At 36.1% G+C, this 26,302-nt stretch carries 34 protein-coding genes; 13 read left to right on the top strand and 21 right to left on the bottom strand.

Going from position 1 to position 26,302, the window contains the following annotated elements; translation table 11 throughout:
* Positions 1-15: 15 nt before the first annotated feature.
* The 3 genes from NZ923_01165 to NZ923_01155 all read left to right on the top strand — a co-directional run bounded on the left by NZ923_01165 (position 16) and on the right by NZ923_01155 (position 4,548).
* Entirely contained in the window at positions 16-2,304 is a 2,289-nt protein-coding gene (locus NZ923_01165) for a glycoside hydrolase family 15 protein (GenBank protein ID MCS7228628.1), read from the top strand.
* A 6-nt stretch (positions 2,305-2,310) separates the two neighbouring features.
* Positions 2,311-2,997, top strand: coding sequence for a Crp/Fnr family transcriptional regulator (locus tag NZ923_01160; GenBank protein ID MCS7228627.1), 687 nt, complete (start codon positions 2,311-2,313; stop codon positions 2,995-2,997).
* Positions 2,998-3,636: 639 nt separating this feature from the next.
* Positions 3,637-4,548, top strand: coding sequence for a YncE family protein (locus NZ923_01155; protein ID MCS7228626.1), 912 nt, complete (start codon positions 3,637-3,639; stop codon positions 4,546-4,548).
* Positions 4,549-4,627: 79 nt separating this feature from the next.
* On the opposite strand, the gene NZ923_01150 is transcribed toward NZ923_01155, so the two are convergent.
* The 7 genes from NZ923_01150 to NZ923_01120 are packed head-to-tail and all read right to left on the bottom strand — an operon-like array spanning position 4,628 to position 7,297.
* Complete coding sequence (locus tag NZ923_01150; protein ID MCS7228625.1) at positions 4,628-4,891, bottom strand: Ykof family thiamine-binding protein; 264 nt, start codon at positions 4,889-4,891, stop codon at positions 4,628-4,630.
* A 4-nt stretch (positions 4,892-4,895) separates the two neighbouring features.
* A complete protein-coding gene (locus tag NZ923_01145) occupies positions 4,896-5,087 on the bottom strand; it encodes a DUF6132 family protein (GenBank protein ID MCS7228624.1) in 192 nt (63 codons plus the stop codon).
* Complete coding sequence (locus NZ923_01140; GenBank protein MCS7228623.1) at positions 5,084-5,314, bottom strand: DUF1858 domain-containing protein; 231 nt, start codon at positions 5,312-5,314, stop codon at positions 5,084-5,086. Before NZ923_01140 ends, NZ923_01145 begins: the two co-directional genes overlap by 4 nt.
* Positions 5,311-5,718 (bottom strand): rhodanese-like domain-containing protein, encoded by a 408-nt coding sequence (locus NZ923_01135; protein MCS7228622.1) that lies wholly within the window; start codon positions 5,716-5,718, stop codon positions 5,311-5,313. The genes NZ923_01140 and NZ923_01135 overlap by 4 nt, the downstream gene beginning before the upstream one ends.
* Positions 5,715-6,281 (bottom strand): class I SAM-dependent methyltransferase, encoded by a 567-nt coding sequence (locus NZ923_01130; GenBank protein ID MCS7228621.1) that lies wholly within the window; start codon positions 6,279-6,281, stop codon positions 5,715-5,717. The genes NZ923_01135 and NZ923_01130 overlap by 4 nt, the downstream gene beginning before the upstream one ends.
* A 4-nt stretch (positions 6,282-6,285) precedes the next feature.
* The gene (locus NZ923_01125; GenBank protein ID MCS7228620.1) at positions 6,286-6,858 is read right to left on the bottom strand and encodes a DUF3365 domain-containing protein; all 573 of its coding nucleotides are present in this window, start codon (positions 6,856-6,858) and stop codon (positions 6,286-6,288) included.
* On the bottom strand, positions 6,851-7,297 hold the full coding sequence (locus tag NZ923_01120) for an OsmC family protein (GenBank protein MCS7228619.1): 447 nt from the start codon (positions 7,295-7,297) through the stop codon (positions 6,851-6,853). The genes NZ923_01125 and NZ923_01120 overlap by 8 nt, the downstream gene beginning before the upstream one ends.
* Positions 7,298-7,335: 38 nt before the next feature.
* On the opposite strand from NZ923_01120, the gene NZ923_01115 reads away from it, so the two are divergent.
* Entirely contained in the window at positions 7,336-7,542 is a 207-nt protein-coding gene (locus NZ923_01115; GenBank protein ID MCS7228618.1) for a hypothetical protein, read from the top strand.
* Positions 7,543-7,693: 151 nt separating this feature from the next.
* On the opposite strand, the gene NZ923_01110 is transcribed toward NZ923_01115, so the two are convergent.
* The 12 genes from NZ923_01110 to NZ923_01055 form a co-directional block, all read right to left on the bottom strand.
* Positions 7,694-8,278, bottom strand: coding sequence for a TlpA family protein disulfide reductase (locus NZ923_01110; GenBank protein ID MCS7228617.1), 585 nt, complete (start codon positions 8,276-8,278; stop codon positions 7,694-7,696).
* Positions 8,271-8,654: a DUF302 domain-containing protein gene (locus tag NZ923_01105; GenBank protein MCS7228616.1), complete on the bottom strand. Its 384-nt coding sequence runs from the start codon at positions 8,652-8,654 to the stop codon at positions 8,271-8,273. The genes NZ923_01110 and NZ923_01105 overlap by 8 nt, the downstream gene beginning before the upstream one ends.
* On the bottom strand, positions 8,651-9,043 hold the full coding sequence (locus tag NZ923_01100; GenBank protein ID MCS7228615.1) for a thioredoxin family protein: 393 nt from the start codon (positions 9,041-9,043) through the stop codon (positions 8,651-8,653). Before NZ923_01100 ends, NZ923_01105 begins: the two co-directional genes overlap by 4 nt.
* A 58-nt stretch (positions 9,044-9,101) precedes the next feature.
* Positions 9,102-9,311: a DUF2892 domain-containing protein gene (locus tag NZ923_01095; protein ID MCS7228614.1), complete on the bottom strand. Its 210-nt coding sequence runs from the start codon at positions 9,309-9,311 to the stop codon at positions 9,102-9,104.
* 15 nt (positions 9,312-9,326) lie between these two features.
* A complete protein-coding gene (locus NZ923_01090; protein ID MCS7228613.1) occupies positions 9,327-9,575 on the bottom strand; it encodes a hypothetical protein in 249 nt (82 codons plus the stop codon).
* 124 nt (positions 9,576-9,699) lie between these two features.
* A complete protein-coding gene (locus tag NZ923_01085) occupies positions 9,700-10,902 on the bottom strand; it encodes an NAD(P)/FAD-dependent oxidoreductase (protein MCS7228612.1) in 1,203 nt (400 codons plus the stop codon).
* Between the two features lie 27 nt (positions 10,903-10,929).
* Complete coding sequence (locus NZ923_01080) at positions 10,930-11,295, bottom strand: NifB/NifX family molybdenum-iron cluster-binding protein (GenBank protein ID MCS7228611.1); 366 nt, start codon at positions 11,293-11,295, stop codon at positions 10,930-10,932.
* An 83-nt stretch (positions 11,296-11,378) separates the two neighbouring features.
* Positions 11,379-11,654: a co-chaperone GroES gene (locus tag NZ923_01075; GenBank protein ID MCS7228610.1), complete on the bottom strand. Its 276-nt coding sequence runs from the start codon at positions 11,652-11,654 to the stop codon at positions 11,379-11,381.
* A 29-nt stretch (positions 11,655-11,683) separates the two neighbouring features.
* A complete protein-coding gene (locus NZ923_01070; protein MCS7228609.1) occupies positions 11,684-11,932 on the bottom strand; it encodes a glutathione S-transferase N-terminal domain-containing protein in 249 nt (82 codons plus the stop codon).
* A 6-nt stretch (positions 11,933-11,938) separates the two neighbouring features.
* Positions 11,939-13,300 (bottom strand): CoA-disulfide reductase, encoded by a 1,362-nt coding sequence (locus tag NZ923_01065; protein ID MCS7228608.1) that lies wholly within the window; start codon positions 13,298-13,300, stop codon positions 11,939-11,941.
* A 9-nt stretch (positions 13,301-13,309) separates the two neighbouring features.
* Complete coding sequence (locus tag NZ923_01060; protein ID MCS7228607.1) at positions 13,310-13,984, bottom strand: thioredoxin family protein; 675 nt, start codon at positions 13,982-13,984, stop codon at positions 13,310-13,312.
* A gap of 306 nt (positions 13,985-14,290) precedes the next feature.
* Positions 14,291-14,590 (bottom strand): metalloregulator ArsR/SmtB family transcription factor, encoded by a 300-nt coding sequence (locus tag NZ923_01055; protein ID MCS7228606.1) that lies wholly within the window; start codon positions 14,588-14,590, stop codon positions 14,291-14,293.
* 233 nt (positions 14,591-14,823) lie between these two features.
* On the opposite strand from NZ923_01055, the gene NZ923_01050 reads away from it, so the two are divergent.
* The 3 genes from NZ923_01050 to NZ923_01040 are packed head-to-tail and all read left to right on the top strand — an operon-like array spanning position 14,824 to position 17,511.
* Entirely contained in the window at positions 14,824-15,528 is a 705-nt protein-coding gene (locus NZ923_01050) for a (Fe-S)-binding protein (GenBank protein MCS7228605.1), read from the top strand.
* Positions 15,529-15,538: 10 nt separating this feature from the next.
* Entirely contained in the window at positions 15,539-16,924 is a 1,386-nt protein-coding gene (locus NZ923_01045) for a LutB/LldF family L-lactate oxidation iron-sulfur protein (GenBank protein MCS7228604.1), read from the top strand.
* Positions 16,900-17,511 carry a lactate utilization protein gene (locus tag NZ923_01040; protein MCS7228603.1) on the top strand — a complete coding sequence of 204 codons (612 nt, stop codon included), beginning with the start codon at positions 16,900-16,902 and terminating at the stop codon, positions 17,509-17,511. Before NZ923_01045 ends, NZ923_01040 begins: the two co-directional genes overlap by 25 nt.
* Here NZ923_01040 and NZ923_01035 read toward each other — a convergent pair.
* Complete coding sequence (locus tag NZ923_01035; protein ID MCS7228602.1) at positions 17,504-18,037, bottom strand: CDP-alcohol phosphatidyltransferase family protein; 534 nt, start codon at positions 18,035-18,037, stop codon at positions 17,504-17,506. The genes NZ923_01040 and NZ923_01035 overlap by 8 nt on opposite strands.
* A 28-nt stretch (positions 18,038-18,065) precedes the next feature.
* Complete coding sequence (locus NZ923_01030) at positions 18,066-19,466, bottom strand: UbiA family prenyltransferase (protein MCS7228601.1); 1,401 nt, start codon at positions 19,464-19,466, stop codon at positions 18,066-18,068.
* A gap of 103 nt (positions 19,467-19,569) precedes the next feature.
* Here NZ923_01030 and NZ923_01025 point away from each other — a divergent pair, with 103 nt between their 5' ends.
* The 6 genes from NZ923_01025 to NZ923_01000 are packed head-to-tail and all read left to right on the top strand — an operon-like array spanning position 19,570 to position 26,265.
* Complete coding sequence (locus NZ923_01025; protein ID MCS7228600.1) at positions 19,570-19,890, top strand: cupin domain-containing protein; 321 nt, start codon at positions 19,570-19,572, stop codon at positions 19,888-19,890.
* A complete protein-coding gene (locus NZ923_01020; protein ID MCS7228599.1) occupies positions 19,838-20,875 on the top strand; it encodes an aldo/keto reductase in 1,038 nt (345 codons plus the stop codon). Before NZ923_01025 ends, NZ923_01020 begins: the two co-directional genes overlap by 53 nt.
* A 41-nt stretch (positions 20,876-20,916) precedes the next feature.
* The gene (locus tag NZ923_01015; protein MCS7228598.1) at positions 20,917-23,901 is read left to right on the top strand and encodes a M1 family metallopeptidase; all 2,985 of its coding nucleotides are present in this window, start codon (positions 20,917-20,919) and stop codon (positions 23,899-23,901) included.
* A gap of 1 nt (position 23,902) precedes the next feature.
* On the top strand, positions 23,903-24,682 hold the full coding sequence (locus NZ923_01010) for a DUF3108 domain-containing protein (GenBank protein ID MCS7228597.1): 780 nt from the start codon (positions 23,903-23,905) through the stop codon (positions 24,680-24,682).
* Between the two features lie 15 nt (positions 24,683-24,697).
* Positions 24,698-25,675: an NAD-dependent epimerase/dehydratase family protein gene (locus tag NZ923_01005; GenBank protein MCS7228596.1), complete on the top strand. Its 978-nt coding sequence runs from the start codon at positions 24,698-24,700 to the stop codon at positions 25,673-25,675.
* Positions 25,666-26,265 carry a class I SAM-dependent methyltransferase gene (locus NZ923_01000; GenBank protein MCS7228595.1) on the top strand — a complete coding sequence of 200 codons (600 nt, stop codon included), beginning with the start codon at positions 25,666-25,668 and terminating at the stop codon, positions 26,263-26,265. The genes NZ923_01005 and NZ923_01000 overlap by 10 nt, the downstream gene beginning before the upstream one ends.
* Positions 26,266-26,302: the final 37 nt, after the last annotated feature.

Below are 26,302 nucleotides of genomic sequence, written 5' to 3'. Positions count from 1 at the left end.
TTCTTAATTTTTTCGGTGCTTTTCGTTTCAATTCTTTCGGCTCAAGATTTCAAGCTAAAGCTAAACCTTGCTGGTGAATGGCTTTTTAAAACAGGTGATGATCTAAAATGGATCGCTCCAGATTTTGATGATTCACAATGGGCTAAGATAAAAGTTCCAGCAACTTTTGAAAGCCAAGGTTTCGCAAACTACGATGGTTTTGTTTGGTATAGATTACACTTTGATGTCCCATCAAATCTTTTAAAAGAAGATTTAATTTTTTTGCTTGGAAGCATAGACGACGCAGATGAAACATATCTAAACGGTGTAAAAATTGGTGAGACAGGAAAATTTCCGCCCGAGCGAAGAACTGAATGGACCACCTTACGAGCATATCCAATACCAAAAGGTTTACTGAAAACGAAGGGAAATGTCCTTGCGGTAAGAGTTTGCGATTTCGGATTTGATGGTGGAATTTTCAAAGGTCCAATTGGCTTGATTTTGAAAAAAGATTTTGACATCAAATTGAAAGAAAACACAAAACCACATCGTTCCGCAAAAGCACTTGTTTCAAGCAACGGATTCACAGCGATAGTTTATAATGTTGAACGACATCAAATTGCATCAATGTATGAACATATCTACAAAGTCATATCCCCCAACAACTTCACGAGAAATTTGATAAATGATGCAAACTTCATCGTTGAACTTAATGGGAAAAAATATGATTTATCAAAGATCTCTGAAGATGAAATTGGTTATATAAACGGAACGAACATAATTTTTGCGAACTACAAAAAACTTGGAATTCAAACTTATTACTTTGCCCCATTTCAAATTGATGCACCTGTAATGGTCGCAATCTGCAAAATCAATAAAAAATACAAGCAAAGTAAAATTTATTTCAGAGCAAATACAATTCAAGGAGAAATAAAATCAGAAGATGATTTAAGCAATGTATTTGATCTCCAAACTTCACCAATTAAAAAAATCGTTAAGACAAAAACAGTGAAACGAAGCGATGGGACGGGTGGAGAAATTGAGAAGAGAGTATTTATAACTTTTGATCCTTCAAGAACGAGCGAAGAAATAGAAAAATTTTCAAAACTTGCCGACAACGATAATATAGTTGAAGATGAAATAAAATTTTGGGAAAGTTTTATATCAAAGGCGAAGTTTAAGTTAAAATTGACGAAGAAAGAAAACGAACTGTTCAGACAATCGCTTGCTGTAATAAAAATGGCACAATGTCGGGAAGAAGGAAGTCCGTATGGACAAATTCTCGCCTCACTTCCACCTGGGGAATGGACATATACTTGGGTTCGCGACGGAGTTTATGCAATAAACGCCCTGATTGAACTTGGATATCTTGAAGAAGCGAAATCAGCTCTTGAATTCATGCTTAAAGCAAAAGCTGGATTTTACAAAAACTATATACACAAGGACGGAAAAGATTACGGAGTTAAAAAAGATTACAAGATAACCGTTTGCAAATACTATGGAGCTGGAATTGAAGAGTCAGACCATAACGAAGATGGACCGAATATAGAACTTGACGGATTTGGACTTTTCCTTTGGACTTTCAAGAATTATGTTGAAAAATCAGGCGATCTTGACTTTGCAGTTATGTATTGGGATACTTTGACAACAAAAATCGCAGATGTTTTAATTGCTTCAATTGATAAATACGGAGTTATTCGTGCTGAATCAGGTCCTTGGGAAAGACATCTTCCTGGAAAACACTATGCATATACCACTATTGCAGGAATTAAAGGTTTAAGATCAATCGCAGAGCTCGCGGGATTTTTGAAAGATAAGACCGCTGAAAAATTTTACAATTCTTTTGCTGATTCAATTCTTAAATCTTTTCTAAAAAATTTCGTTGATAAAAACGGAGTTATAAAAGGAACGATTGAAGCGAAAGATGAATCTGATTTTGAATACTTTGACGCAAGCGTGGTTGAAGCAATAAACTTTGACCTGATCCCGTCAAACAGCGAAATTGCAAAGAAAACAATAGAAGCGATAATAAAGAATCTCAAAATTAAAAATAGATTTGGATTCTTCAGAGTTAACAATGGCGATTGGTACGATAGGCAAGAATGGATTTTCATTGATTTAAGGGTCGCAGCAGCAATGCATAAATCAGGGTTCAAAAAAGAAGCAGAACAACTTATTGATTGGATAACTTCCCAGTCAAATTTAAACTATAACCTTATCGCTGAGCTTTACGATGAATGGAATTCTGATTATCAAGGTCAATATCCGATGGTTGGTTTCGGTGCAGGTGCGTATATACTTGCACTCCTTGAAATCAAACGGTGAATTTAAATGAATCCAGATCATGACACAATAAAACAAATTCCTCTCTTCTCTGAATTATCAACTGACGAGCTTCGCAAGTTTACTCAGATATCCCAGTTGAAGAAATTTTCAAAAAAAGAAATCATTTTCTCCGAAGGAGATCCTTACCTTGGTTTTTATATACTTCTGAAAGGTGTCGTACGAATCTTTAAGCTAACTCCTGACGGCAGAGATATAACCTTGCAAATAGTTGAGCCGTTTAATCTCGTCGCTGAAATTCCACTTTTTGATGGAAAGACATACGATTCAAACTGCGAAGCACTTGAAGAGTCAACATTGCTATTTATACCAAAAGAAAAGTTTTTACAACTATTCGTAAAGAATCCCAAAATTTCACTTAAAATTCTCCAAGGTTTCGCAAAGAGATTAAGAGAATTAACACAACAGATTGAGACGCTAACTTCAAAAGATGTCCCACAGCGACTGGCAACTTATTTGCTGGAGGAGTACGAAAAACAACGCACAAATAGAGAAAAAATTGAAATAACGCTTAACATTTCAAGATCAATGCTTGCTTCATATCTTGGAACAGTCATTGAGACACTTTCAAGAGCGTTAAGAAAATTGCAGGATGATGGGTTGATTGAAGTTAAGGGAAGAAAAATCACTGTTTTAAACTTGGAAAAATTAAAAAATCTTGCAAATTCTAAATGAATTTTTAGACCTAATCTCTCAGGACATTGATAGCTATTGAATCAACCATCATAGAAGCAAACGCGTCATATAGATTTTCAAGCCCAGCGCTTAAAGCACCTCTATTATAGGTTTACAAAGAGCTATTCAAATACATCGTGAAAATCACGGTTTAGATAAAAAAACTATTCATAATAACTGACGCCATTAGGTATAACAACGAACTTTACAAAAGCATTATAAAAACTTATTGGGAAAGTCTGCTTAAAAATAAACTGGTGATAGTATCAAAATATGTTTTTCTGAAACCCAAAACTAATCTCGCTCTTCTTTTAATGGAAGTTTCAAAGCAAGATGTGAAGATAAAAGACCAATTGACCCCTGTCTTGCGATTACACCCGAATTCGGACATTAAATTAACTTATCACCTGAACAACCAACCAAAACGAAATAAAACAGGGTTAAAGCCAAAGCTAAATTTTTTGTTTTCACGACTCTCAATTAATTTTGTATAAGCCCATAAAAGTCTAACAATCGCAATAAGTTAAAAACAAATCAAAGCCGACTATGTTTAAAAAATCAATTTTTGTCTTAATTTTCCATATTTCTTTTTCCCTATCGCAAAATTTAATTGTCCTTAACAAGTTTGACAACACTGCAATGATTTTTGATCTGAAGACAGATAAGTTGATAACTCAATTTCAAACGGGAGAAGGACCGCACGAGGTTGCAATTTCACCAAATAGAAAATATGCTGTCATAACAAATTACGGAACAAGAGAAAAACCAGGGAATTCGCTCACGCTTTACAATCTTGAGAAATTAACAGTTGAAAAAACTATAAATCTTGGCGACTTTCGCAGACCACATGGAATTGAATGGATTGATAATGAAAAGGTTATAATCACGGCAGAAACAAATAAATCAATAATCATAGTTGATGTTAAAAATGAAAAGATCGTTGCTTCTGTCAAGACAGAGCAAGAGGTTTCACACATGCTTGCTCTTTCCGCTGACAAATCCAGATGTTTCGTTGCAAACATTGGCTCTGGCTCCATGAGCGTAATTGATTTAAAAGAAATGAAACTTGTCAAGAACATATCAACCGGAAGAGGTAGCGAAGGAATTGATGTCTCTCCAGATGGAGCCGAAATATGGGTCACGAACCGAGCTGAAGATAGCGTCGCTGTGATTGATGCGAAAACTCTCGAGGTTAAACTAAAATTTAAAGTTGAGGGTTTCCCAATTCGTGTTAAGTTTTCAAAAGATGGGAAATACGCAGTTATATCATCCGCAAGAAGTGGTGAAATCACAATTGTTGATGCCAAAAGCAAGGAAATTTTAAAGCGAATAAAGACAGCGGAGAAATCAGATGTAGAAAAAACAGGAAGATTGTTCGGATCAGCCTTCGGAGATAGCCCCGTTCCCATCGGTATAGCAATCGGACGCGATAACATAATTTATGTAGCAAATTCTAACGCTGATATCGTAAGCGTAATTGACATTAAAGCTGGAAAAGTTGTGAAAACCATCGGAACCGGCAAGGAACCCGATGGAATTGGACTATGGTAAAGATAAGTTCGCTCTTACAAAATAAGATAAAGTAACAACTCTGGTAAAATAAAAAAAGGCTAATTCTTCGTTGATTACTTCATCTTATATCAAATCTCAAAGGCAATGGACACGCGTTTGAAAATGTTGCGACCATAACAAATTCACCAAATTCAGAAGCTTTTTTATATGCATCTTGTAGTGCTTTAAAAACCAACTCATCTTCACCGTAAACGAGCGTGCTCATTGAACCGACATGCGTTTCAAGTCCATATGATTTAAAAATATCAATTACATTGTTAATTGGTTCTATTATGTCCATTTGCCTTAATGGATATAAACTAACTTGAAGTGCAACTGCCATTTTGTTAACTGTCCTGTTTCTTTTTTTCAGAAAAGAATGTCCAATAAACCCCGAGCCCAGTAATGGCTCCATAGAGCGTTGAAAGATATGGATCGCTTGTAATGGGACAGGTTTCAACCCTACAGCCGATAAAATAGTAATAAGCATAACCAGCAATTGCACCTACCAATGGAAGTATAAACTTTATTTTATTCACTTTTGCTGTTCCTCCTTTTCTTTTAAACCGAGCACTTCATTTAACTCATCAATTATTTGTTCCATCTCGTTCTCTTTCCCTTTGTCTTTTATCGCCTGCTCCAATGTTCCCCAAATTGGCTCACCACAGACGATACATTTAATACCTTTTTTCATCAGGAAACCAACAGATTCAGGAAATTCGGTAACAAGATCTTCAATCGTTATATCTTTTGTAATCTTCTTCATTGCTTTGCCTCAAATTGTTTTTTCCATTCATTGATACCACCAGAAAGATTGTAAACATATTTAAATCCATTTTTAACTAAAATTTCACCAGCCATTTTACTTCTAACGCCACCCTTACAATAAACGATAATTTCAAAATCTTTATATTTTTCCAACTCATCCAATCTTCCCTCAAGCTCCTGAACAGGGATGTTTACGGCATTTTTAAGATGCCACTCCGAAAATTCCTCCTTCGTGCGAACATCAAGAATCAAGACCTTTTTGTTTTGCTCTATCTTTCTCTGGGCTTCAATTGGAGTAATATCAGTATAAATGCTTGGTTTTTGTTGGACTAACTTTACAGCACAACTTGAAAAATAAACCGCAAATAAAATTAAGATCAAAAATTTGGAGAAATTTTTCATTTCTTAACAGAAATTATCTTGTAGTGCGATTGATTTATTTCGCTATGTTCAACGATTGAAAGGTTAAGTTTCTCCAGCAAGGCCAAAAGAACATCTTGAGAGATCCTTTCCTCATAAGGCGGACCGTTCTCCTCATGTTGTTTCTTCCATTCAAGAATAACAATCTTTCCTCCGGTTTTCGTTATCCTTCTAACTTCACTTAAAAACCTTTCAATGTCCTCGTTTTCATGAGCAACAAATCCAAGAAATGTGAAATCGCTTATTTCATCATCTATCGGAAATTCATAATCATTTTCAGCAAGAATTGAAGTTACATTATCTGGTAAATTATTTTGCCTTAATTTCTTTATCATTTCTTCTTGAACATCAATTGCATAAACTTTGCCATTTTTGCCCACTATTTTTGAAGCTGGAATTGTGAAATAACCACTTCCGCAACCAACATCAACTATGGTCATGCCCTCTTTTAGTCCGCTTGAAATTAAAATTTCCTCAGGTGGAAGAATTTTTCGTCTCTCATCATCAAGAAGTCGGTGCGCATTTTCTGGGTTGAACTTATGCATAGATTTACTTTGACTCGCTTAATTTAATTTTAACGCTCACCGCACCTCTGAAATCCCCTGCTTTATAACCTGTTGCCTTATCTTCTGGATATTTTTCCTTCAAAAAATCTTTTATTTCCTTTTTGATAAATTCATCCGTCCCATGACAATTCAAACACATCGGCTGGACGATCAAAGGTTTGAAATATCTCAAATACTTCTTGCCTTTTTCAGTGACAACTTCATAATATTCCTGGGGTAGTTCATTTCTTTGGTTAAGTTCTTCAAGATTCTTCAAAATCTTGGCTTCGTAATCGTCTGGCTTGTCAAGCTTGGTTCTATATTTATCGCTTACTCGTCTTACATACACTCCATACTTTTCTTGATGAGCTTTTATTATTTCTTGTGCAAGATTTGAACATGCTTTTATCGCACCAACATAGCCACCTTTGCCAAGCTCATTAAACAAAACTGTCCTGACTGAGTCAACAAGCTCATTTGAAATCTTTCTTGCGAGTTCAATTGCTTTTTGAGTTTTTTCGTCAGTTTGGAAAAGAAAGGAAAATAACAAAATTATGAACAACAGCATTTTATTCATTTTTAACCACCTCCGTTTCTGGTTGAATTATTTTATAAGTATAATTTACTTGAGCACCAGATTTTTTAAGTATTGCGGAAACGGAACAATACTTTGTCTGCGAAAGTTCAATCGCATGTTCAACATCCTTAGGATTTATTCCTCTCCCATAGATTATATACTCAACATCAACTTTCGTATAAACCTTTGGATGCTCCTCTGCTCTTTCTCCACTTATTTTCATTTCAAATTTATCAAACTTAACTCTTTTTTTCTTCAAGATGCTAACGACATCCATACCACTACAGCCACCAAGCGCAATTAAAACAAGTTCCATAGGTCTCGTTCCCGCATTGGTCCCACCAACACTTTCAGCACTATCCATAACAACCCAATGATTTGATTCCCCTTTCCCAATAAAAGTCATGCCGTCAACGAATTTGACTTCAACTTTTGCCATTGTTTATCTCCTTTGCTTGTTTTTAAAATTTGTTATATGTGAGCAAAAAACCAAGTAACGCAAAGTATATTGTGCTTATCTTTGGATTACATAAGAGCGGACACATACCGCCGATCTTTGAAAAATACCTACCTATAAAAAATCCCAAAACTCCACCAATTAACGCACCAATTATCCCAGCAATCATTGTTAATTCCCAAAGTTTATTTTGCCCAGATATAATAATACCATATATTTTGACTTAACTCTTTCTCAACATATTCACATTTTTCACATCGCCAAACTTCATTATCTCCACAACATCTCCTGATAAAAAGCATCTCACTGCCACACCTTGGGCAATTCTTTACTTCCTCTTTAACTTCATGAAAAGTTAAACGAACCGATTTGGTTACTTCACTTTTCATTTAAAAGCATTATTATATCTCTTTCAAAAACTTCCTTTGGACGATAACCAACATACTTCGCTCTTATATTGCCTTTTCTATCTATTACAAATGTTGTTGGTATTCCACGAATTCCGCCATAATCTTGTGTGACTTTGAAATTGCCAATTAGAATCGGGTAATTAATTCCAAACTCTTTCATAAATGGCACAACATCCTTAACACCACCTTCGTCAAGAGAAATTCCAATTACCACAACTCCCTTGTCTTTATACTTGTTATAAAGTTCAATAAATCCAGGTATCTCAGCTCTACACGGCGGACACCATGTAGCCCAGAAGTCAAGAATTATAATTTTTCCTTTGAAATCGGATAATCTTACTTTCTTTCCATTTACATCGGGCAGTTCAAAGTTAGGAGCTGGTCTATCATTTGAAGGCACATTAGCAAAGGCAGGTGTGATCGTTGAATAACTATCATCAGAATTTGATGATTTTATAAAAGTATAGCCAAGATAACCAACTGCCAAGATTAAAATCAGAATTCCAATTATATTCTTCTTCATTTTCGGTTTCACGCTTTTATTTTTAAACATTTTCAATAACTCTCTCAAGTTTTTCACGAACTTCTTGTGCAATTTCTTTTAGTTTTGGATTATCAATCATTTGTGCCATCACCATCGGATCAAATGCAGATACAGTCACCTTTCCATCTCTTTCATAAACCACAACATTGCATGGAAGTATTAAACCAAGGTCATATTCAGCTTGCAAAGCTTTATATGCGTATGGAGGATTACAAGCACCAAGGATAATATATTTGTCAAAATCAACATCAAGTTTTTTCTTCAATGTCTCTTTAACATCAATTGTTGTTAGAACACCGAAGCCTTCTTTTTTGAGTTCTTCAGTGACTTTGTTAACTGCTTCTTCATAAGAAAGATTTACAACTTTTGAGATCCCGTATTTCATAGGAACCTCCTTAATATGTTTTCAGATTTAACACCCACAAAAAATTCTTTGATCTTTGAATTTTCAATTACAACAGTTGAAGGAGTTCCCATAACACCAAGTTTCAAAGCGACATTTACATCCTTGCTTACATCAATTTTAAAAATTTTTGTCTTGCTACTTGCGGAGTTAATGAGTTTATCAATTATAGGGGTTTGCACTTTACAAGCAGAACAAGTAGGACTGTAAAAATAAAGTATTACTCTTTGGCCATTTTTAATTGCCTTGCCAATTTCACCGCCAATTTCCGGAACATATTTACCTTTTTTCAACTTCGCTCGTAAAACGATGCTTAAATTCACCAAAACAAAAAATAAAATTACACCAGCAAGAATATAAACCACAATCATTATTTAAGACCGTTTTAATTTTACAAAAAAGCCCCGATTGAAATCGGGGCTTAAAAATTTAACTCCCCGAGCTTTGGGTTTCCCTACGAGTAGAGATTTTAAAAAGTGAGTAAGCTGGACAATAACCAATAAGTCCTGTTATAAGTGGAACAAGCCCGATTAGTCCCCAGTATTTTGAACTTCCCTCCATCCAAAACAGAAACGAAAGGAGAAACAGTCCTATGATTACTCTCAAAATCCTATCCCATGTTGCTTCGTTTACCTTCATGATGACCTCTCAAAATTAGTTTGTTAAAAGATCAATGTCTTCTGTTTTACTTCTTCTCCTTCTTCTGCGCGATGGTCTTTCAGGGACAATTGCCCAGACACGAACATCAATGTTTTCAATATCTAAGTGAACTTCTGCTTCACAATACGGGCAAAGTTTTACACTTTGCTTTTCAAGAAAAATCTGATTCTTGCAATTCGGGCAATCGGTTATAATCATTCCAATTACCTTTGCCTTTTGCTTATTTACAGGTGTCGTGATCAATTCTTACCTCCATCTTTAAGTTTTACAAAACCATTCAATTTTAAAAACAATGCAAAATTTGCAAATGTTTCACGAAAACAACGCTATCAAAGATACATAAATTTTTCTTGAAATTCAATGGGCTTTATGGCAATTGGGAATATCCATTTTTCATCTTCCAAAGATAATATTTCTCAAACCATACCTTAATCCAATGCGACCATGGACCTGGGAAAAGAATATGATATTTCCTTGGCTTAAAAACCCTACTTGCAACGAAAAGAACACCCATATTTCCTGCGTCCATTACACAAAGCGGTGCTATATCGGCAAATGGAAGTTTCCTCATATGACCAGTACCAAGAACCCGCGAAACAATGTTATCAACTGCAACTCGTGCCATAACTTCAGACATATAACCAGTTTTTGGAACTCCGATCGGGATTGGGGTTGGCTCTGGATATTTAACTGCAACCGCTACACCAGCTGCATAGATGTTATCATAGTCCACATGTTTATATGTATCGTCAACAGGTATAAATCCAGATTCATTTCCAATTCCTGAATCACGGATCGCTTTCACACCAAGGAACGGCGGGATTATCATTGCGTATTTATACGGTAATACCTCACCATTTGAGAGATATATTTTGTCCTCAGTTATCTTTTCAATTGCGACATTTGTAATTCCACGAATTTTAAGCTTCTTGAAAAAGAATTCGGTCATCTTCTGCGAGCTACCGACTCCACCAATTCCAAAGTTTGCAAGAAATGGTTCAGCGGTAACGAATGTAATATCTACTTTATCTCTTATGCCAGCTTTTCTCGCTGCATATTCAATATTGAAAACATATTCATACGCAGCACCAAAGCAACTTGCCTTCTGTGTTGCTCCAATCACAATTGGACCAGGTTCTTTAACTAACTCTTCCCATTTCTTTCCAGCATGAAGTGCGTGATCAATCGTACAAACTGATGTCGTATGTCCACCATGTGGTCCAAGTCCTTCAACTTCTTCAAATTTAAGATCGGGTCCAGTTGCTATCAAGAGAAAATCATAATCATATGTTCCAGCAGTTGTTTCAACTTGATTTTTCTCTGGAATTATTTTTGTCGCTTCAGCGTGGACAAAATTAATTCCTTTCTTTTCAAGCACGGGTTTAATTTCAAACGAAATATCATCAGGTTTTCTCCAACCAAAAGGCAACCAAATTAAAGAAGGTATGAAGACGAAATCTTTTGACTTTGAAATTACGGTTATTTGAGCTTGATCTTTGAGCTTTCGCTTCAAATCAAACGCTGCCGTTAATCCTGCGAAAGAACCACCAAGTATAAGTATTTTCGTCACAGTTGCGATCCTCTTTTATTGTTGTGTTTAAGTTAAAGTTGAAATTCTTTTCAAACTTCCGTTGAGATATAAATTCAGAACCTGTGAAATTTTTAGTCCTTTCGGCGAAATGTAAATAACTTTTCCATCAGCAAGCATCTTCTCCATCATCGGCTTACCTATATGGGAAGTTATTATCACCTCAACATCTTTTAAAGATTCAGATATAGCATTGATCCTTGCTTGTTTTTCCTTGGTGTTATGCGAATGTCTGTGATGATGTCCTTCGTGAGCTTTAGGATTATGTCGCAATTCTATTTCTTTTTCTGTTTCATCAGTTATCAAAAAATAATGTGCGTGTCCAAATGCATCAGAAATATGTTCGCCATCATCTGTTGGAATCGCTATTTTCATGATCTCTAAAATCTCTCTTTTCAAAAAAGATTCAGATTTAATGAAAAATCCCAAGGGCAAAGTGCCCCGGGATCAAAAAGAGTTTAATCTTCAATCACCGCTAAAATGTCGCTCCTTGAGATTATTCTGTATTCTTTACCATCCATTTCAATCTCTTCACCGCCATACTTTGCGAATAAAATTTTATCACCTTCTTTCACCTTTGATCGTAAATCCTCATCAGTTCCAACGGCAACCACAATCCCGATTCTCGGCTTTTCTTTTGCAGTATCTGGAATGATGATTCCAGATTTGGTTTTTGATTCTACCTCTTCAAGCGGTTCAACAAGGACCCTATCATCAAGCGGTTTGATTCTCATTTTTCACTCCTAAGAAATTTTGTTTTTATTTATTTCAAACCAAGCAATTGATCAATTTTAGCTCGATCAAATCCAACGACAGGACGATTATTTATCAAAATAACCGGGACACCAGTTTGACCGGTAAGGCGAATTAAGTCTCTTGCAGCTCGTTGATCTTTGGTGACATCAACTTCTGTAAATTTTATCTTTTTCTGCATAAAATACTGTTTTGCTGCTCTGCACCAAGGACAAGTTGGTGTCGTGAAAATGATAACCTTAGGTTGTTTCTGCTCCATATCCTTTTAACTTTTTATTTTCTTTTCAAGGTCATTTGCGGCGATCAAAATCGGATCCCATACCGGAGCAAATGGCGGTGCATAGCTTAAGTCAAGATAGCCAATTTCCTCAATAGTAAGCTTTGCATGAAGAGCAGTTGCGAGGACATCTATTCTTTTAGCGACCCCATCTCTTCCAACCATTTCAGCACCAAGCAAATGTCCAGTTTTCCTATCTGCAATTAGCTTAACCCTTATCTTGCTACCACCTGGATAATAGTGTGCCCTTGAACCATGCTCAATTACAGTTGAAACATAATCAAATCCCTCAGCTTTTGCTTGTTTTTCAGATAATCCAGTTCTTGCTACCTCAAGATCAAAAACCTTAAAAACAGCAGTCCCTACAATACCTTTGAAAATTGCGTTTCCACCAACTGCGTTTTCACCTGCGACTTTACCTTGTTTATTTGCCGTTGTTCCAAGCGGTATATAAACTGGGCGATTTAAAACAAGATGAAATGCTTCAGCACAATCACCAGCTGAATAAATTCCAGGTATGTTCGTTTCCATTCTTTGATTCACTGCAATTGCTCCGGTTCTTCCAAGCTCTATCCCAGCTTCCTTGGCTATTTCAGAATTTGGTCTTATTCCAGCACCGATTACGACAAGATCAGATCCAACAATTTGACCATCGCTCAAAACAGCGTTTTTAACATATCCGTTTTCTCCAACAAACTCTTTCACAGAAACAGATTTTAAAAGCTTCACACCATTCTTCATAAGTTCTTGTTCAACGATTTCATTTATCTCATCATCCATATTCCCAAGTATATTCGGCATCTGTTCAACAATTGTGACATCCATTCCAAGCGAGCCAAGTGCTTCAGCCATTTCCATTCCGATATAACCAGCTCCAACGATTAAAGCTTTTTTCGGCGAATTTTCTTTTATAAAGTTTTTTATCGCAATTCCATCCTCAAGAAATCTAATTGTGAAAATACCCTTTAATTCAACTCCACTTATGTTTGGTTTAACTGCCCGAGCTCCCGTTGCGATCACAAGTTTATCATAACCAACTTCAAATTCTTGTCCGTTTTCAAGATTTCTTACGAGAATCGTTCTTTTAGCTGGAAAGATCTTCAAAACTTCATGATGGAGAAAAACATTAATGTTTCTTTTCTCCTTGAAAAACTTTGCGTCATATACAACTAAGTTTTCATGCGATTTAATTACATCTGAAACAAAATATGGCAAACCACAAGAGCCATAGGAAACAAAACCGCTCTTTTCAAAAACAGTTATCTCAACATCAGGTCTTAATCTCCTCGCCCTGCTTGCTGCACTCATACCTGCAGCAACACCACCGATTACAACAAGTCGCTCTTTCATTTTAAGTGCTTAATTTTGTTGTTTTATAGATTCTTTCGTTTTTCTTGCCGCTTCAAGAACCTTGTCAACATAATGCCTCTCTGGCAAAGCCCCTTCAAAATAATAGATATCATTCATAACTACCTTCGGAACTCCCATAACCATATATTTTTCAGCAAGATCTGGGAATTCTATTGCTTCAATCATATCTGCAGTAATAAGATCATTTTCCATGGCAAGTTGGTGCGCAAGATGAACAGCGCTTGGGCAATATGGACAAGTAGGCGTCACGAAGACCTGAATATGAACTGGAACATCAATCTCTTTTATCTTTTCAATGCTTCTCTGACTTAAACCTGAAACCCCTCTTGATACCATTTCAATATCTGATAAAAGCGAAGCAAATTCATAACCAGATGGGATTCCGAAATATCTAATTCCATAATCCTTGTCCTCGCTTGCGATAACTGTCGCAGGAACTTTATCTATTTTGAATTGTTCAACTTTGTCTGTATCGGTATAGAAGTTATAAATCTCAAGTTGAATTTTATCCGAAAGCTCGGCAAGTTCAGTTAGTAATTGTTTCGTTTCCCTGCAATACTGGCAATCAAGTTCCCGTGTGAAATGGATCAAACGAACTTTGTTAACTAAATTTTCCTCAAATCTTCTTTTTAATTCTTCCCTATCGTCTGCATCAAGAAACATAACTTGTTCCTCCTTAGTTAGTTTGTTTTTGAATTAGTTTTAAAATTTTAATGACGGTTGGATTTATCACTGAATAGTAGACGGTGTTCCCTCTGCGAACACTTTTTATTATCCCGCTGTGCCTTAAAACAGCCAAGTGCTGAGAAACTAAAGATTGGGACTGACCAATCAAATGCCACAATTCAGACACAGTTTTCTCCGATTCAATTAACTCACTAATTATTTTCAGTCGGACTGGATGTCCAATAACTCTCAACATTTCAGCAACTTTAGAGAATTCATTTACTTTTTGAACGGACATTGCTTTTAATCATTTAATTTTTCCCGCTCCAAGATTTTAGCGATTTTCAGCACGAGAGGATGCACAACCTTGTATCTTATGTTTACTCCCTCTCTCTCCGCTTTAACAATTCCCTTCGCTCTAAGTAAAGCAAGATGTTGAGAGATCTTCGGCTGTGGCTCTCCGAGGCAATCGCCAATATCACTCACACACAACCCTTGCTCAATCAGTCCACATACGATTTTCAACCTCGTCGGATGCCCGAGAATTTTTAATATCTCGGCTTCCTCTGTGAAATCAGCATCTTTTATCTTTTTCAGATTCATATAAATACATTCAAATATCTTTATATTGCAATATAAATATAACAAAATTTTCGGTCTTTGTCAAGTGACAATTTGACATCGGAGGATTGAATCTTGCTTAAAAACCTCGGTTTTGCAATAAGTTTAAAACATCAATCTCCCAGCGCTTTGGAAAAGTTGTCAGAAACCCGATCAACTTGTTTATCAGTTCCGATGTTATTATTTTTAGGCGAAAAAGAAAATAGATTTTCTCAATGAAGGTTGCACTTTTTATCCCGTGTTATATTGACCAATTCTACCCCGAAGTTGGAGTTGCAACTGTAAAAATTTTGAAAAAATTTGGAATAAAATTTGATTATCCACTTGAACAAACCTGCTGTGGGCAACCGGCTTTCAACACAGGATATTGGAAGGAAGCAAAGTCGCTTGCCATAAAATTTGTCAAAATTTTTTCAAACTTTGACTATATCGTTTCCCCATCCGGATCATGCACGAGTATGATTAAGATTTTTTATCCAGAGCTTTTAAACGAAGATGAACTTAAAAACATTGCGCAAAAAACTTTTGAATTGACCGAGTTTCTCGTAAAAATTATGAAAATTGACTCAACTGGTGCTGAATTTGATCATAAAGTTACATACCACGACTCATGCCATGCGCTGAGGGAACTCGGGATCAAAGAAGAGCCAAGAATTCTTTTAAGGAATGTTAAAAAATTAAAATTAATTGAGATGGAAAATTCTGAAGATTGTTGCGGTTTCGGTGGCACTTTTTCAATCAAGTTCCCAGAGATATCAATTGATATGGCAAAGTATAAACTAAATTATGCTTTGAACTCCGGAGCTGAATTTATAACATCAACAGATCAAAGTTGCCTAATGCACATTGACGGCTACGCAAGGAAAAATAAAATTAACATTAAAACAATTCACATAGCACAAATTTTAGCAAACTTTTAGCTTAAATCATATGCGGAACCATGATTTGACAAAATTCAAGGAAAATGTGTTGTGGGCTCTTACCAATCAAACTTTAAGGAAAAATTTAAATCGCGCGATCACTCATACGCTTTCAAAGAGAATTGAGGTCGTATCGGAACTTACGAATTGGGAGGAACTGCGAGAAAAAGCGCACAACATAAGAAAACACACAATTGAGAATCTTGCATATTATCTTGAAAACTTTGAGAAAAAAGCAACTGAAAATGGAATAAAAATTCTATGGGCTAAAGATGCAGCTGAGGCAAGAAGTTATGTAATTGATATAGCAAGAAGGATCAACGCAAAGTTATGTGTTAAATCCAAATCAATGGTGACTGAAGAAATTGGATTAAGGGAATTTCTTGAGGAAAAAGGAATTGAAACCGTTGAAACCGATCTTGGCGAATTCATAGTTCAACTTGCGAATGAAATGCCCTCTCATATTACAGCTCCAGCAATGCATAAATCAAGAGATGAAATTGGGAAATTGTTTGCGGAGAAACTCGGTGTTGATTTTACAAATGAACCTGAAAACCTAACGAAAATAGCAAGAAGATTTTTAAGAGAAAAATTTTTAAATGCTGACCTTGGTATATCTGGCGCAAATTTCCTCGTTGCTGAAACCGGCTCAATTGTCATAGTAGAAAACGAGGGAAACGCTGGCTTAAGCACGACGCTTCCAAAGGTTCACATTGTCATCGCTGGAATTGAAAAGGTGATCCCACGGCTTGTTGATTTGACGATCTTTTTCAAAATCCTTGGCAGAAGTGCAACCGCCCAAAGGTTCACAAGTTATGTTTCAATTATAAATGCACCGAGAAACAAGAAACCTGATTCCCCTGAAGAAATTTATGTCATTTTGGTTGACAATGGCAGAACTAATTTGTTGAGGTCGGAAAAATTAAAACAAGCACTTTACTGCATAAAATGTGGCGCCTGCATGCTTGCTTGTCCGATTTATCAAAGAGTTGGAGGTCATGCCTATGGCTCAATATATCCAGGTCCAATCGGTTCTGTGTTAACTCCTGTTCAATTTGCGTTTGATGAAGCTTTAATTTTGCCTTTCGCTTCATCTTTATGTGGAAAATGTCACGAAATTTGTCCAGTTAAGATAGAAATTCATCACCTTCTGCTTTGGCTTAGACACAAAGCAGTTGAACAAGATTTCTCACCTTGGATTGAGAAATTAATCTTCAAACTTTGGCTCATTGGGATGAAAAATCATAAACTTTATGAATTTGGAGCGAAGATTTTAAGATACATTCGCAAAATTGGAATAAAACCAGAGTTAAAAAATTGGTCTAAATGGAGAACTTTCCCTGAAATAGCACCAAAATCATTTAGAGAAATATGGAGGAGGCAAGAAAGCAAATAATACAAACTTTAAAAACTTATCAAATTAACAAAACACCGTTGCCCGAAATTGAAACAGATCAAACCCCTGCTTCAAGTGAGAGCGTGGAAAGATTTAAATTTGAATTTGAAAGGGTTGGCGGAAATCTCATAGAAGCAAAGCCCAAGGAAATCTATAAAAAGCTTTCGGAAATAATTTCATCGGAAAATATCCAAAAAATTTTCGCCGAAAACTTTGAAAAAAGCATAGATGAGAAGATCAAAGATTTACAAGTTAGCCAAATAATAACCCAACCACACTCAGAAAAACAGCTTGCTGATGTTGATGCTTCAATTACAGGGTGCGACTTTCTAATTGCGGAGACGGGAACTATAGTATTTATTCACAGAGAAAATAAATTTAAATCCGCCGTCTTACTGCCAAGGATACATATTGTTATCGCAAATAAAACTCAGATAATCTCAACATTTGAGGAGCTTGTTAAACGAATTGATGGAAATTTTGATTCAATTTTCCTTATCACTGGACCGAGTCGGACAGCAGATATTGAAAAGGTGCTCGTTCGTGGAGTCCACGGACCTCAAAAAGTTTACATAATTCTCACTTGAACAATGCTCTCATTCCTCTTAAAAATTCGGGCAATGTGTACTTCGGAAACCTTGGCCAAGTTACGATCACAACAATTATAATCCAGACGATAAGCAACGCGCCATATTCTGGTGCATATTTCAAAGCTGTTAAAATCATCATACCATATGGCGGTGCTTGTAACCCCCACGCAAGATGTTCAGATTTGAAATACAACAACAAAAACGCACTCAACAAAATATAGCCAAAGCCAATAAACGGACTAATTAAACCTGAAAGCGTTAAAAACAACCAACTTCCAAATGCAACGGTGACATCGGCAGTTAAATCATGCCTACCAATCCAAGTTTGAATTTTTCTCGGTTCAAGTCGTGCGATTGAACCATCAAGAAGATCTGTCACCCAAGCAACCCACAAAAAAAGCGAAGCCGATATCACTCCATCTTTCACTTCAAAACTAGAAAATCTGATTATGTAGAGCCCGATAAAAAATCTCAAAGTTGTCAAGATGTCCGCTGCAAGTTTTAAACTTAACACGGACTTCATTGCGGAAGCTGTAATTTGATTTTTAAAATTAAATCAAAAATCTCTCCAAAATTATCCCAATTATCAACAAAGACGAGAAATAAAGCTGAAGCTTGGCTGTTAACAGATCAAGAAAAGTGAAATTCACAAGCGCCTGATTGAAAGATACTTTTATATTTTTTATGGCAATCGGCAAGCTTATGAATGAAATAACAGCAGCGGTTGGCAAAAAGTTTTTGAAAACAAAATAAACTGTCAATAAATATGCAAGCAAAACGAGCACAGTGTAATAATAACTTGATGCTTTAGCCCCAATGATGCCCGCAAGAGTTTTATATCCAGCTTCAATGTCTTCTTTTATGTCCCTAAAATTATTTCCGTGTAAAATTGCAGTTGTTAATAAACCAATTGGGATTGAAAGGATAACAGGAAGCCACGAGATTTCCCGAGCTTGGATAAAATAAACACCAAGCGTCATGATAGGTCCGAAAGCAAGGAAAACTGCCAAATCCCCAAGCGCTCTGTATTTAAATCCAAGTGGTGGAGCAGTGTAAAAAATTCCAAGGATCAAACCTGGGATTATGAAATATAAAACTCTATAGTCAACGGCAAATACAAAATAAAAACCAATCGCAAGTGATAAAATAAGCAAAACAACCCCAAGCAAAAGATGATGTTTCGGTTTCATCAACCCATCAACAAGCACCCTGCTTGAGCCAAGCACGCGCCATGTATCTACTCCTCTAACATAGTCAAAGTAATCACTTAAAACATTCACAGCGGAGTGAGCAAGTATAAGACCTATGAAAACAAGAATAAACAGCGGAATTGAAACATGCGGGCTTATGAAAGTTCCAAGTAAAACTGGAGCAATTGTTGCAGGGAAAGCAAATGGTCTTAAAGCTTTAAACGCAACTTTGAAAAAATTAAATTTTGTTTTCAATTCTGTTTGGAAAAGTTTCATCACCTCGTCTGTGAACTCAATTTCCGCTCTCGGTTTCCATTCCTCAGTAAAATCAGAGATGTAAAGTTTGGTTGGTCTTATTCTAAATAGCGTAACACCTGGGATTTTCTTTGCGTAAACAACAAGTTCAATAGCTTTTCTGAAAATTATGCTTCTCTCCGATCGCTCCGTTATGTCCCCAAGCATTTCAGCAATGCCTTCGCCCTGAATAAATTTATCCGGGACACCGCGCTCAATGACGAAAAACACGCGAGGATTTTCAATGATGTTTTTATAGTTTTTCCCCTTCTCAAGAGCGACATAAATATATCCATCTTCCTCGGCGAAATAAACTTTCCCAGCCCAAACTTTACCATCCTTCCCCTGGCTTACGAGAGTTAAAGTTTTGTTCTCCTGAAATACCTTCTTTGCCGTCTCAAGATATTTCCTATATTCACTTTGCATGACGGTCTCAAGTTTGTTTGTAAACCTTGGGTGGAAACTCATTTAAATTTAACCATGTCTTAAAAATAAATCAACACGCGGTAAAGTTGCTTTTGTATCGTCATAACCTTTAAATTTTTAACAAAAACAAAATTTCACCAAGCTTATGCCATTATTTATTGAAAGAGGCAAATGGCTTGGGAAAGAAAAAGAAGAAATAGAAAAAGAATGGAATGAACGAGGTTTCACAAGCGATGTGTGGATTGATCCGCCTGGACAAAGATGGGAAAACTTCGTGCATGACACAGATGAACTTGTCACGCCATTAAATGTCTCAATTGAAATTGAATGCGATGGTGAAGTGACAGAGCTAAATCCAGGTGATGAGTGGTTCATTCCTCGTGGTGCAGTTCATTCAGTTAGAAACAAAAGTAATGAAATCGCCTATTGGCTTTACGGATATAACATATCAAAAACAAAAGCGTGATAAAAAAATGGAATACAGACAATTCGGACAAACAGAAATTAAAATCCCTGTCATAACTTTCGGAGGTTGGGCAATCGGCGGTTGGTACTGGGGTGGAACTGACGAAGAGCTCTCTGTAAAAGCGATCCAAAAAGCAATTGAAGTTGGAATGAATTGTATTGACACTGCGCCAGTCTACGGATTCGGATTAGGTGAAGAAATTGTCGGGAAAGCGATCAAAGGAAAACGAAACGAAGTTATTATAGCAACAAAATGTGGTTTAAGATGGGATACCGACGAAGGTGAGTTTTTCTTTGATACATACTTCAACGGGAAAAGATATTATGTTTACAAAAATGCACGAAAAAATTCAATAATTGAAGAATGTGAAAGAAGTTTGAGACGACTTAATACCGACTTCATTGACATTTACCAAATTCACTGGCCCGATAAAACAACCCCAATTGATGAATCACTTGAAGCTCTAACGCGCCTTCAAGAGCAAGGGAAAATAAGAGCGTTTGGAGTCAGCAACTTTGATGCTAACCTAATGAAGGAAACCCTAAAATATATGAGAGTTGAAAGCAATCAAGTAAAATACAGCTTGTTAGATCGCTCTATTGAAAAGGAACTTGTTCCGCTTTGCGTTGAAAATAAAATTTCAATCCTTGCTTACAGCCCGCTTGAGCAAGGACTTTTAACAGGTAAAATAACAATGGAGACAGAATTTAAGAGCGGAGATCTACGAAAGAGACAATTTTGGTTTCTGCCAGAAAACAGAAAGAAAGTCCTTGATGCTCTTGAAAAGATAAAACCGATAGCAAAAGAACGAAATGTTACTGTCGCCCAACTTGTAATAAATTGGACATTTTCACAAACTGGTATAACAACTGCGATCGTTGGCGCAAGAAATCCAGAACAAGTTGAGGAAAACGCAAAAGCTGCGACTTTTAAACTCACCGACGAGGAAATCCAAAAGATAAGAGAAGCCTTCACATGGGAATAATTTTTCGCTTCTTATTTATTTTTCTACTTCTCCCGAGCTTTTTGTTTTCTCAGAGAGTTGGATATTTTCAGCAACGCGTTGATTATGTCATGGATGTTTTTCTTGACACGAAAACTCATAAACTCATCGGAAAACAGGTAGCAGTTTATCACAACAATTCTCCCGACACTTTATATGAAATTTTTTACCATTTATATTTAAACGCTTTCAAGCCAGGAAGCTCTATGCAAGTTCGCGGTGATGTTATAAGAAATGGGCTTGGTGAAAGAATTAGAACATTGAAGCCAGAGGAATACGGCTGGACAAATGTTAAATCCCTTAAAGCAAACGATGAAGAAATTGAATTTGAAATTTTTGATACGGTTTTAAAAGCAAAGCTTAAAAAACCTCTCGTCCCCGGAAGTTCTGTTAAACTTGAAATGGAGTTTGAATCGCAAATACCAAAACAAACAAGAAGAAATGGTAGAGATAATCGCGAGGGAGTTGACTATAGCATGGCTCAATGGTATCCTAAAATCTGTGAATATGATTTTGAAGGTTGGCATGTGAATCAATACATTGAGCGTGAATTTTACGGAGTATGGGGAAGTTTTGATGTGAAAATAACTCTTCCGGCAGATTATCTCGTCGGAGCAACTGGGGTAATTCAAAATCCAAACGAGGTTATGTGTGGATATGAACTCGGCGCAGTTGATACAGTGATCTTCCCAAGCCAATGGAAAAAGAATTCGGGATCAAAATTTAAAACTTGGCACTTCAAAGCTGAAAAAGTCCACGATTTTGCTTGGGTCGCTGATAGAGATTACATTCACGAAATAACTTGGCTTCAACTTGAAAACGATACTATTATAATTCACTTGCTTTATCAACCTGATGTATATATGCTCTGGCGTGAGACGGGGAAATTTACGAAAGAGATAATAAAACTTTACAGCGAATGGTTTTACAAATATCCATACAAAACTTTCACAGTTGCACAAGCCGGAGATGGAGGTATGGAATATCCAACGCTTATTATGATTACTGGAAGGCGCGGGAGAACAAGTATGATTGGAATTCTCGCTCACGAAATTGGACATATCTGGTTTTATGGATTAATTGGAAATAATGAAACAAAAGAAGCTTGGATAGACGAAGGCGGGGCAAGTTTCGTGACACCAAGAATTTTTAAAAATTTTCTCGGTGAAAAATGGAGCGATTTCGTTGGAATTGATAAAATGTTAAGACCGAATTTAGACATTTACGGAGGATATAGAAACTATATAAGGTTTTCCAATCTCGGATATGAAGAACCTGTCCTTCTACATTCTGATTTCTTCCGTGAACCAATTACATACACGAACGCTGTTTATGGGAAAGGCGCTTCAGTTTTTGAAATGCTTGAATATGTCGTTGGCGATAGCGTTTTTGATAAAATAATGAAAGAGTTTTTTAAAGAGTGGGTTTTTAAGCATCCAACTACAAAAGATTTTGAAAGGACAGCTGAAAAAGTAAGCGGGATGAAACTTGACTGGTTTTTTGATCAATGGCTTAAAACGACAAGAAAATGTGATTATTCAATTGAAAATTTCTCCGGAAAATGGACAACCGAAAATGGTTTGAAAAAATACAAAATCAAAGTTAAACTTCGCAATCGTGGGCAAATAGTCATGCCCGTTGACCTTTACATTTACTTTGAAGATGGAACCTACCAAAAAGTGATAATACCACTTGACATTCAGCTCAAAGCAAAACAAGAACCTGACGCAATTGTACTTCCGCCTTGGTTTTGGGTTAATCCGAGCTATGAGCTTGAGATTTCCTTTGATAAAAAAGTGAAGATGGTTGAAATTGACAGCAGGTTGAGGTTAAGAGATATAAACAGGTTGAACAATAGAACAGGAATTTTAAATAAAATTCAATTTAAATTCTTTGAGCAGACACATTTGAATCCACCGCTTGAAAAGTATTGGTTCAGCGTAAGACCTTCAATTTGGTTTGCCCAGAGAGATGGGATAAGACCGGGATTTTTCGCAAATGGTGCTTATCTTTTTGATTATTACGAAACGAAACTCGGTTTATGGTTCAACACAAAGACGAAAAATTTTGATTACATGTTAAGTTATACCAACAACACCTTGCCTGTGCTTGGAAGGTTGAGTGGATTTGGAATTGAATTTTTAAAAATCCACGGGGTAAAAAAATTTTACTTTGAAATCTTCAAGAGCATAAGACCTTTGTATCTTACAATTCCACCGTTTTATAATCTGTCTATTTTCTTTGAACATGCTTCACTTGTTGAGGAGAAGTTGCCATTTTTTAATTTAAAATGGGAAAGCGGAAATTTTAACTCAGTTGGTTTCAAACTTTCAGCGAACACACAAATTAGCAGGACATTTTTACTTGGAAATTTATTCTTTAAAACAACGACAGCAAATAGCGCTAAAAATTTCACCAACATTTCAGTTGAGCTAAAACAAAGGACGATCTTACAAACGCTTGAGCATTCGCTTCGTTTCTTTTTCGTAAACTCATATGGACAACCACCGGAACAGGAAAAATTTTATTTCACCGCAAGCCCGCATGAGCAATTTTTCAACCAGTCGTTTAGAATGATTTATCTTATTGATGAGAAATTTTCAAGAAGAACAAACTTATTTTTGAAAGGTGGCTTAAACTTGCGCGGTTATTTTGATATATTTGATATTTGGATCACAAGAGGCAGCGCTGTTAATTTTGACTTGGTGTTTTTAAAATCTCAAACTTTTCATTTATCAATCTTTTACGATATTGCGATTTTTAAATGGGCAAAAGAAACATCGTTAATTTCACAAATACCAAGATTTGAGGAAATAGAAAAGATCGGTTCATTAGCGTATGACTATGGCTTTGAAATCAATCTCCGACCACTTATATTTATTCCATCGGTTGCAGAAAATTTAATTAATTCATTCAACCGATTGAACATAAGTGTGGTTTTCCCAGTTGGACGCACTGGTGAAGCACCAAAATTTAGATGGGCTCTTGAAATAAAAGTTGAAAGATAAAATGAGACGAATTTTTCTAATTCTGCCGATAGCACTTTTGATAATTTTTTACTTCGTTGCGAAGGCGATCCCCAAAAACGATTTTAAATTTGAAAACGAATATCTTGAATATCACGGGTATTGGGGCTTCATAAATCTTGGAAGCATAAAAGTATGGACGGAAACAAATGGAAATCGCATAAAAGCACGATTTCAGATGGATTCAAATCCCTGGCTTTTCTTTATAAACATTCACTATGGTTTTGAAAGCGAATTTAGAATTGACTCACTTCTTGATGCGAAATTTTTGATCTATGAGACCAAAAAAGGAAGAAAAATCGTGACGATTTTTGAGAGGAAAAACAACAAGATAATTGCCACGCAAAAAGATGTCCAAACTGGCGAAGTTATTGAGGTATCTGAAAAGGAGGAGAGAAGCTATTACAACGGGATTACTTCATTTTATTTGACGAGAATGCTTCTCGGATCGGGTGAAAATCTTACAATTCCAATTTTGATTCAATTTAATGTCAAAGATGTTAATGTAAGTTTCCCGAAGGAGAACGCAAGTATTAAGTTTTTAAATTCAACAGTTATCACAAAGAAAGTAAGTGGTTTTATTCCGTTTGTCGCAGAGGAAATAGCAGGCGTGACTGGCGATTTTATTGCGTATTATTCAGATGATTCAGCAAGAATTCCTATAAAGGGATATTTTAAAACATCCGTCGGAAATGTGAGAATTGAGCTCGTTAGATGGGAACGAAAAAATTGGCAACCTCCACAAATCGCTGACAAAAAGTAAAGGGGAAATTCAAAAATGAAAGCACTTGTCACGGGTGGGACAGGTTTCATAGGAAGCCATCTTGTTGACGAACTTTTAAAGCGTGGTTATGAAGTTAAATGTATCGTCAGAGACACAAGCAATTTAAGATGGCTTGCCGAAAAAGATGTTGAAATTTTAAAGGGCAGTTTGTTTGATTTTGATTTTTTGAAAAAAGCGGTCAAAGATGTTGACTATATTTATCATATTGCTGGCGTCACAAAAGGTAGGAACTATCATGACTATTACCGCGGCAATGTTGAAACGACGAAAAACTTGTTGGAAGCATGTCTTGAAAATAAAGGTTTGAAAAAATTTATATTAGCAAGCAGTTTAGCGGCGGTTGGTCCAGGTGAGGATTCTATCCCTGTTGATGAAACTAGAGATTACAAACCTATAACTTCATATGGTAAAAGCAAGGCGGAAGCGGAGAAGGTTGCTCTTTCATATAAAGAAAAATTACCTATTACCATAATTCGCCCTCCTTCCGTTTACGGTCCTCGTGATACATACACATTTGAATTTTTTAAATATGTTAAGTTTGGGTTTTTGCCTGCGGTTTTGCCCGATGAGCAAATTTTAAGTTTGGTTTATGTTTCTGATCTCGTGGATGGTTTCATTCTTGCAGGTGAGAGTGAAAGGGCAACAGGTGAGATTTATTTTATTTCAAGCGAAGAAATTTACACTTGGAGAGAGATTGAAAACGCTGTTTTAAAAGCAATCGGCAAAAAAGTTTTGCGTGTGAAAATTCCAGAGCCGATTCTATATTTTGTATCATTTTTGTCTGAAATGATCTACAAGCTACAAGACAAGGCGTCTCCTTTGAACATTGAAAAAATAAAAGACCTAAGACAAAAAAATTGGGCTTGCTCAATTGAAAAAGCTAAAAGAGAACTCGGCTACAATCCCAAGGTTTCACTTGAAGAAGGAATGCAAAGGACAATAAAATGGTATTTTGAAAATAAATGGCTTTAAAAATTTTTCCATTTGTTTACGATCTTTTGATGTCCCCAGTTGAAAAACTTGGTTTGCAAAGATTGAGAAGAAAAATTTTAAACCTCGTCAGCGGAGATAAAATTCTTGAGATTGGGGCTGGAACTGGGTTAAACATACCTGTTTATCCAGATGGGAAAGAAATTGTCTGTATTGAACCAAAATTCGGAATGATAAAAAAGGCAATCAAGAGGGCGGAAAAGCACGAAAAGAAGGTTTATTTCGTTTGTTCAGAAGTTGAAACATTACCATTTAAAAGTGAAACATTTGATGTTGTTTTCGCAACTTTTGTATTTTGCGAAGTTAAAGATCCCGAAGGAGGTTTTAATGAGATCTTAAGAGTTTTAAAATCTGGAGGGAAATTGATCTTGCTTGAACATGTGAGACCAAATGGAAAAATAATCTCAAAAGTTTTTGACATTGGAAATAAAATAACTTCAATCTTCGGCGAGAACATAAATCGTCAAACTGTTGAGTTGGCAGTTAAATCTGGTTTTTCAATTGAAAAAGTTGAAGATATATATGATGGAATTGTAAAGTTAATAGTTGGTGTTAAACGAGCCAAAGTTTAAATTTTTCGGAAATTTTGCGCATTTACTTTCGGGATGA

The sequence above is a fragment of the Candidatus Kryptonium sp. genome, from assembly GCA_025060635.1.
In the GTDB taxonomy this organism is placed as follows: Bacteria; Bacteroidota; Ignavibacteria; order Kryptoniales; family Kryptoniaceae; genus Kryptonium.
Note: the sequence above shows the minus strand (reverse complement) of the source record. Positions and strands in the feature narration are given on the sequence as shown.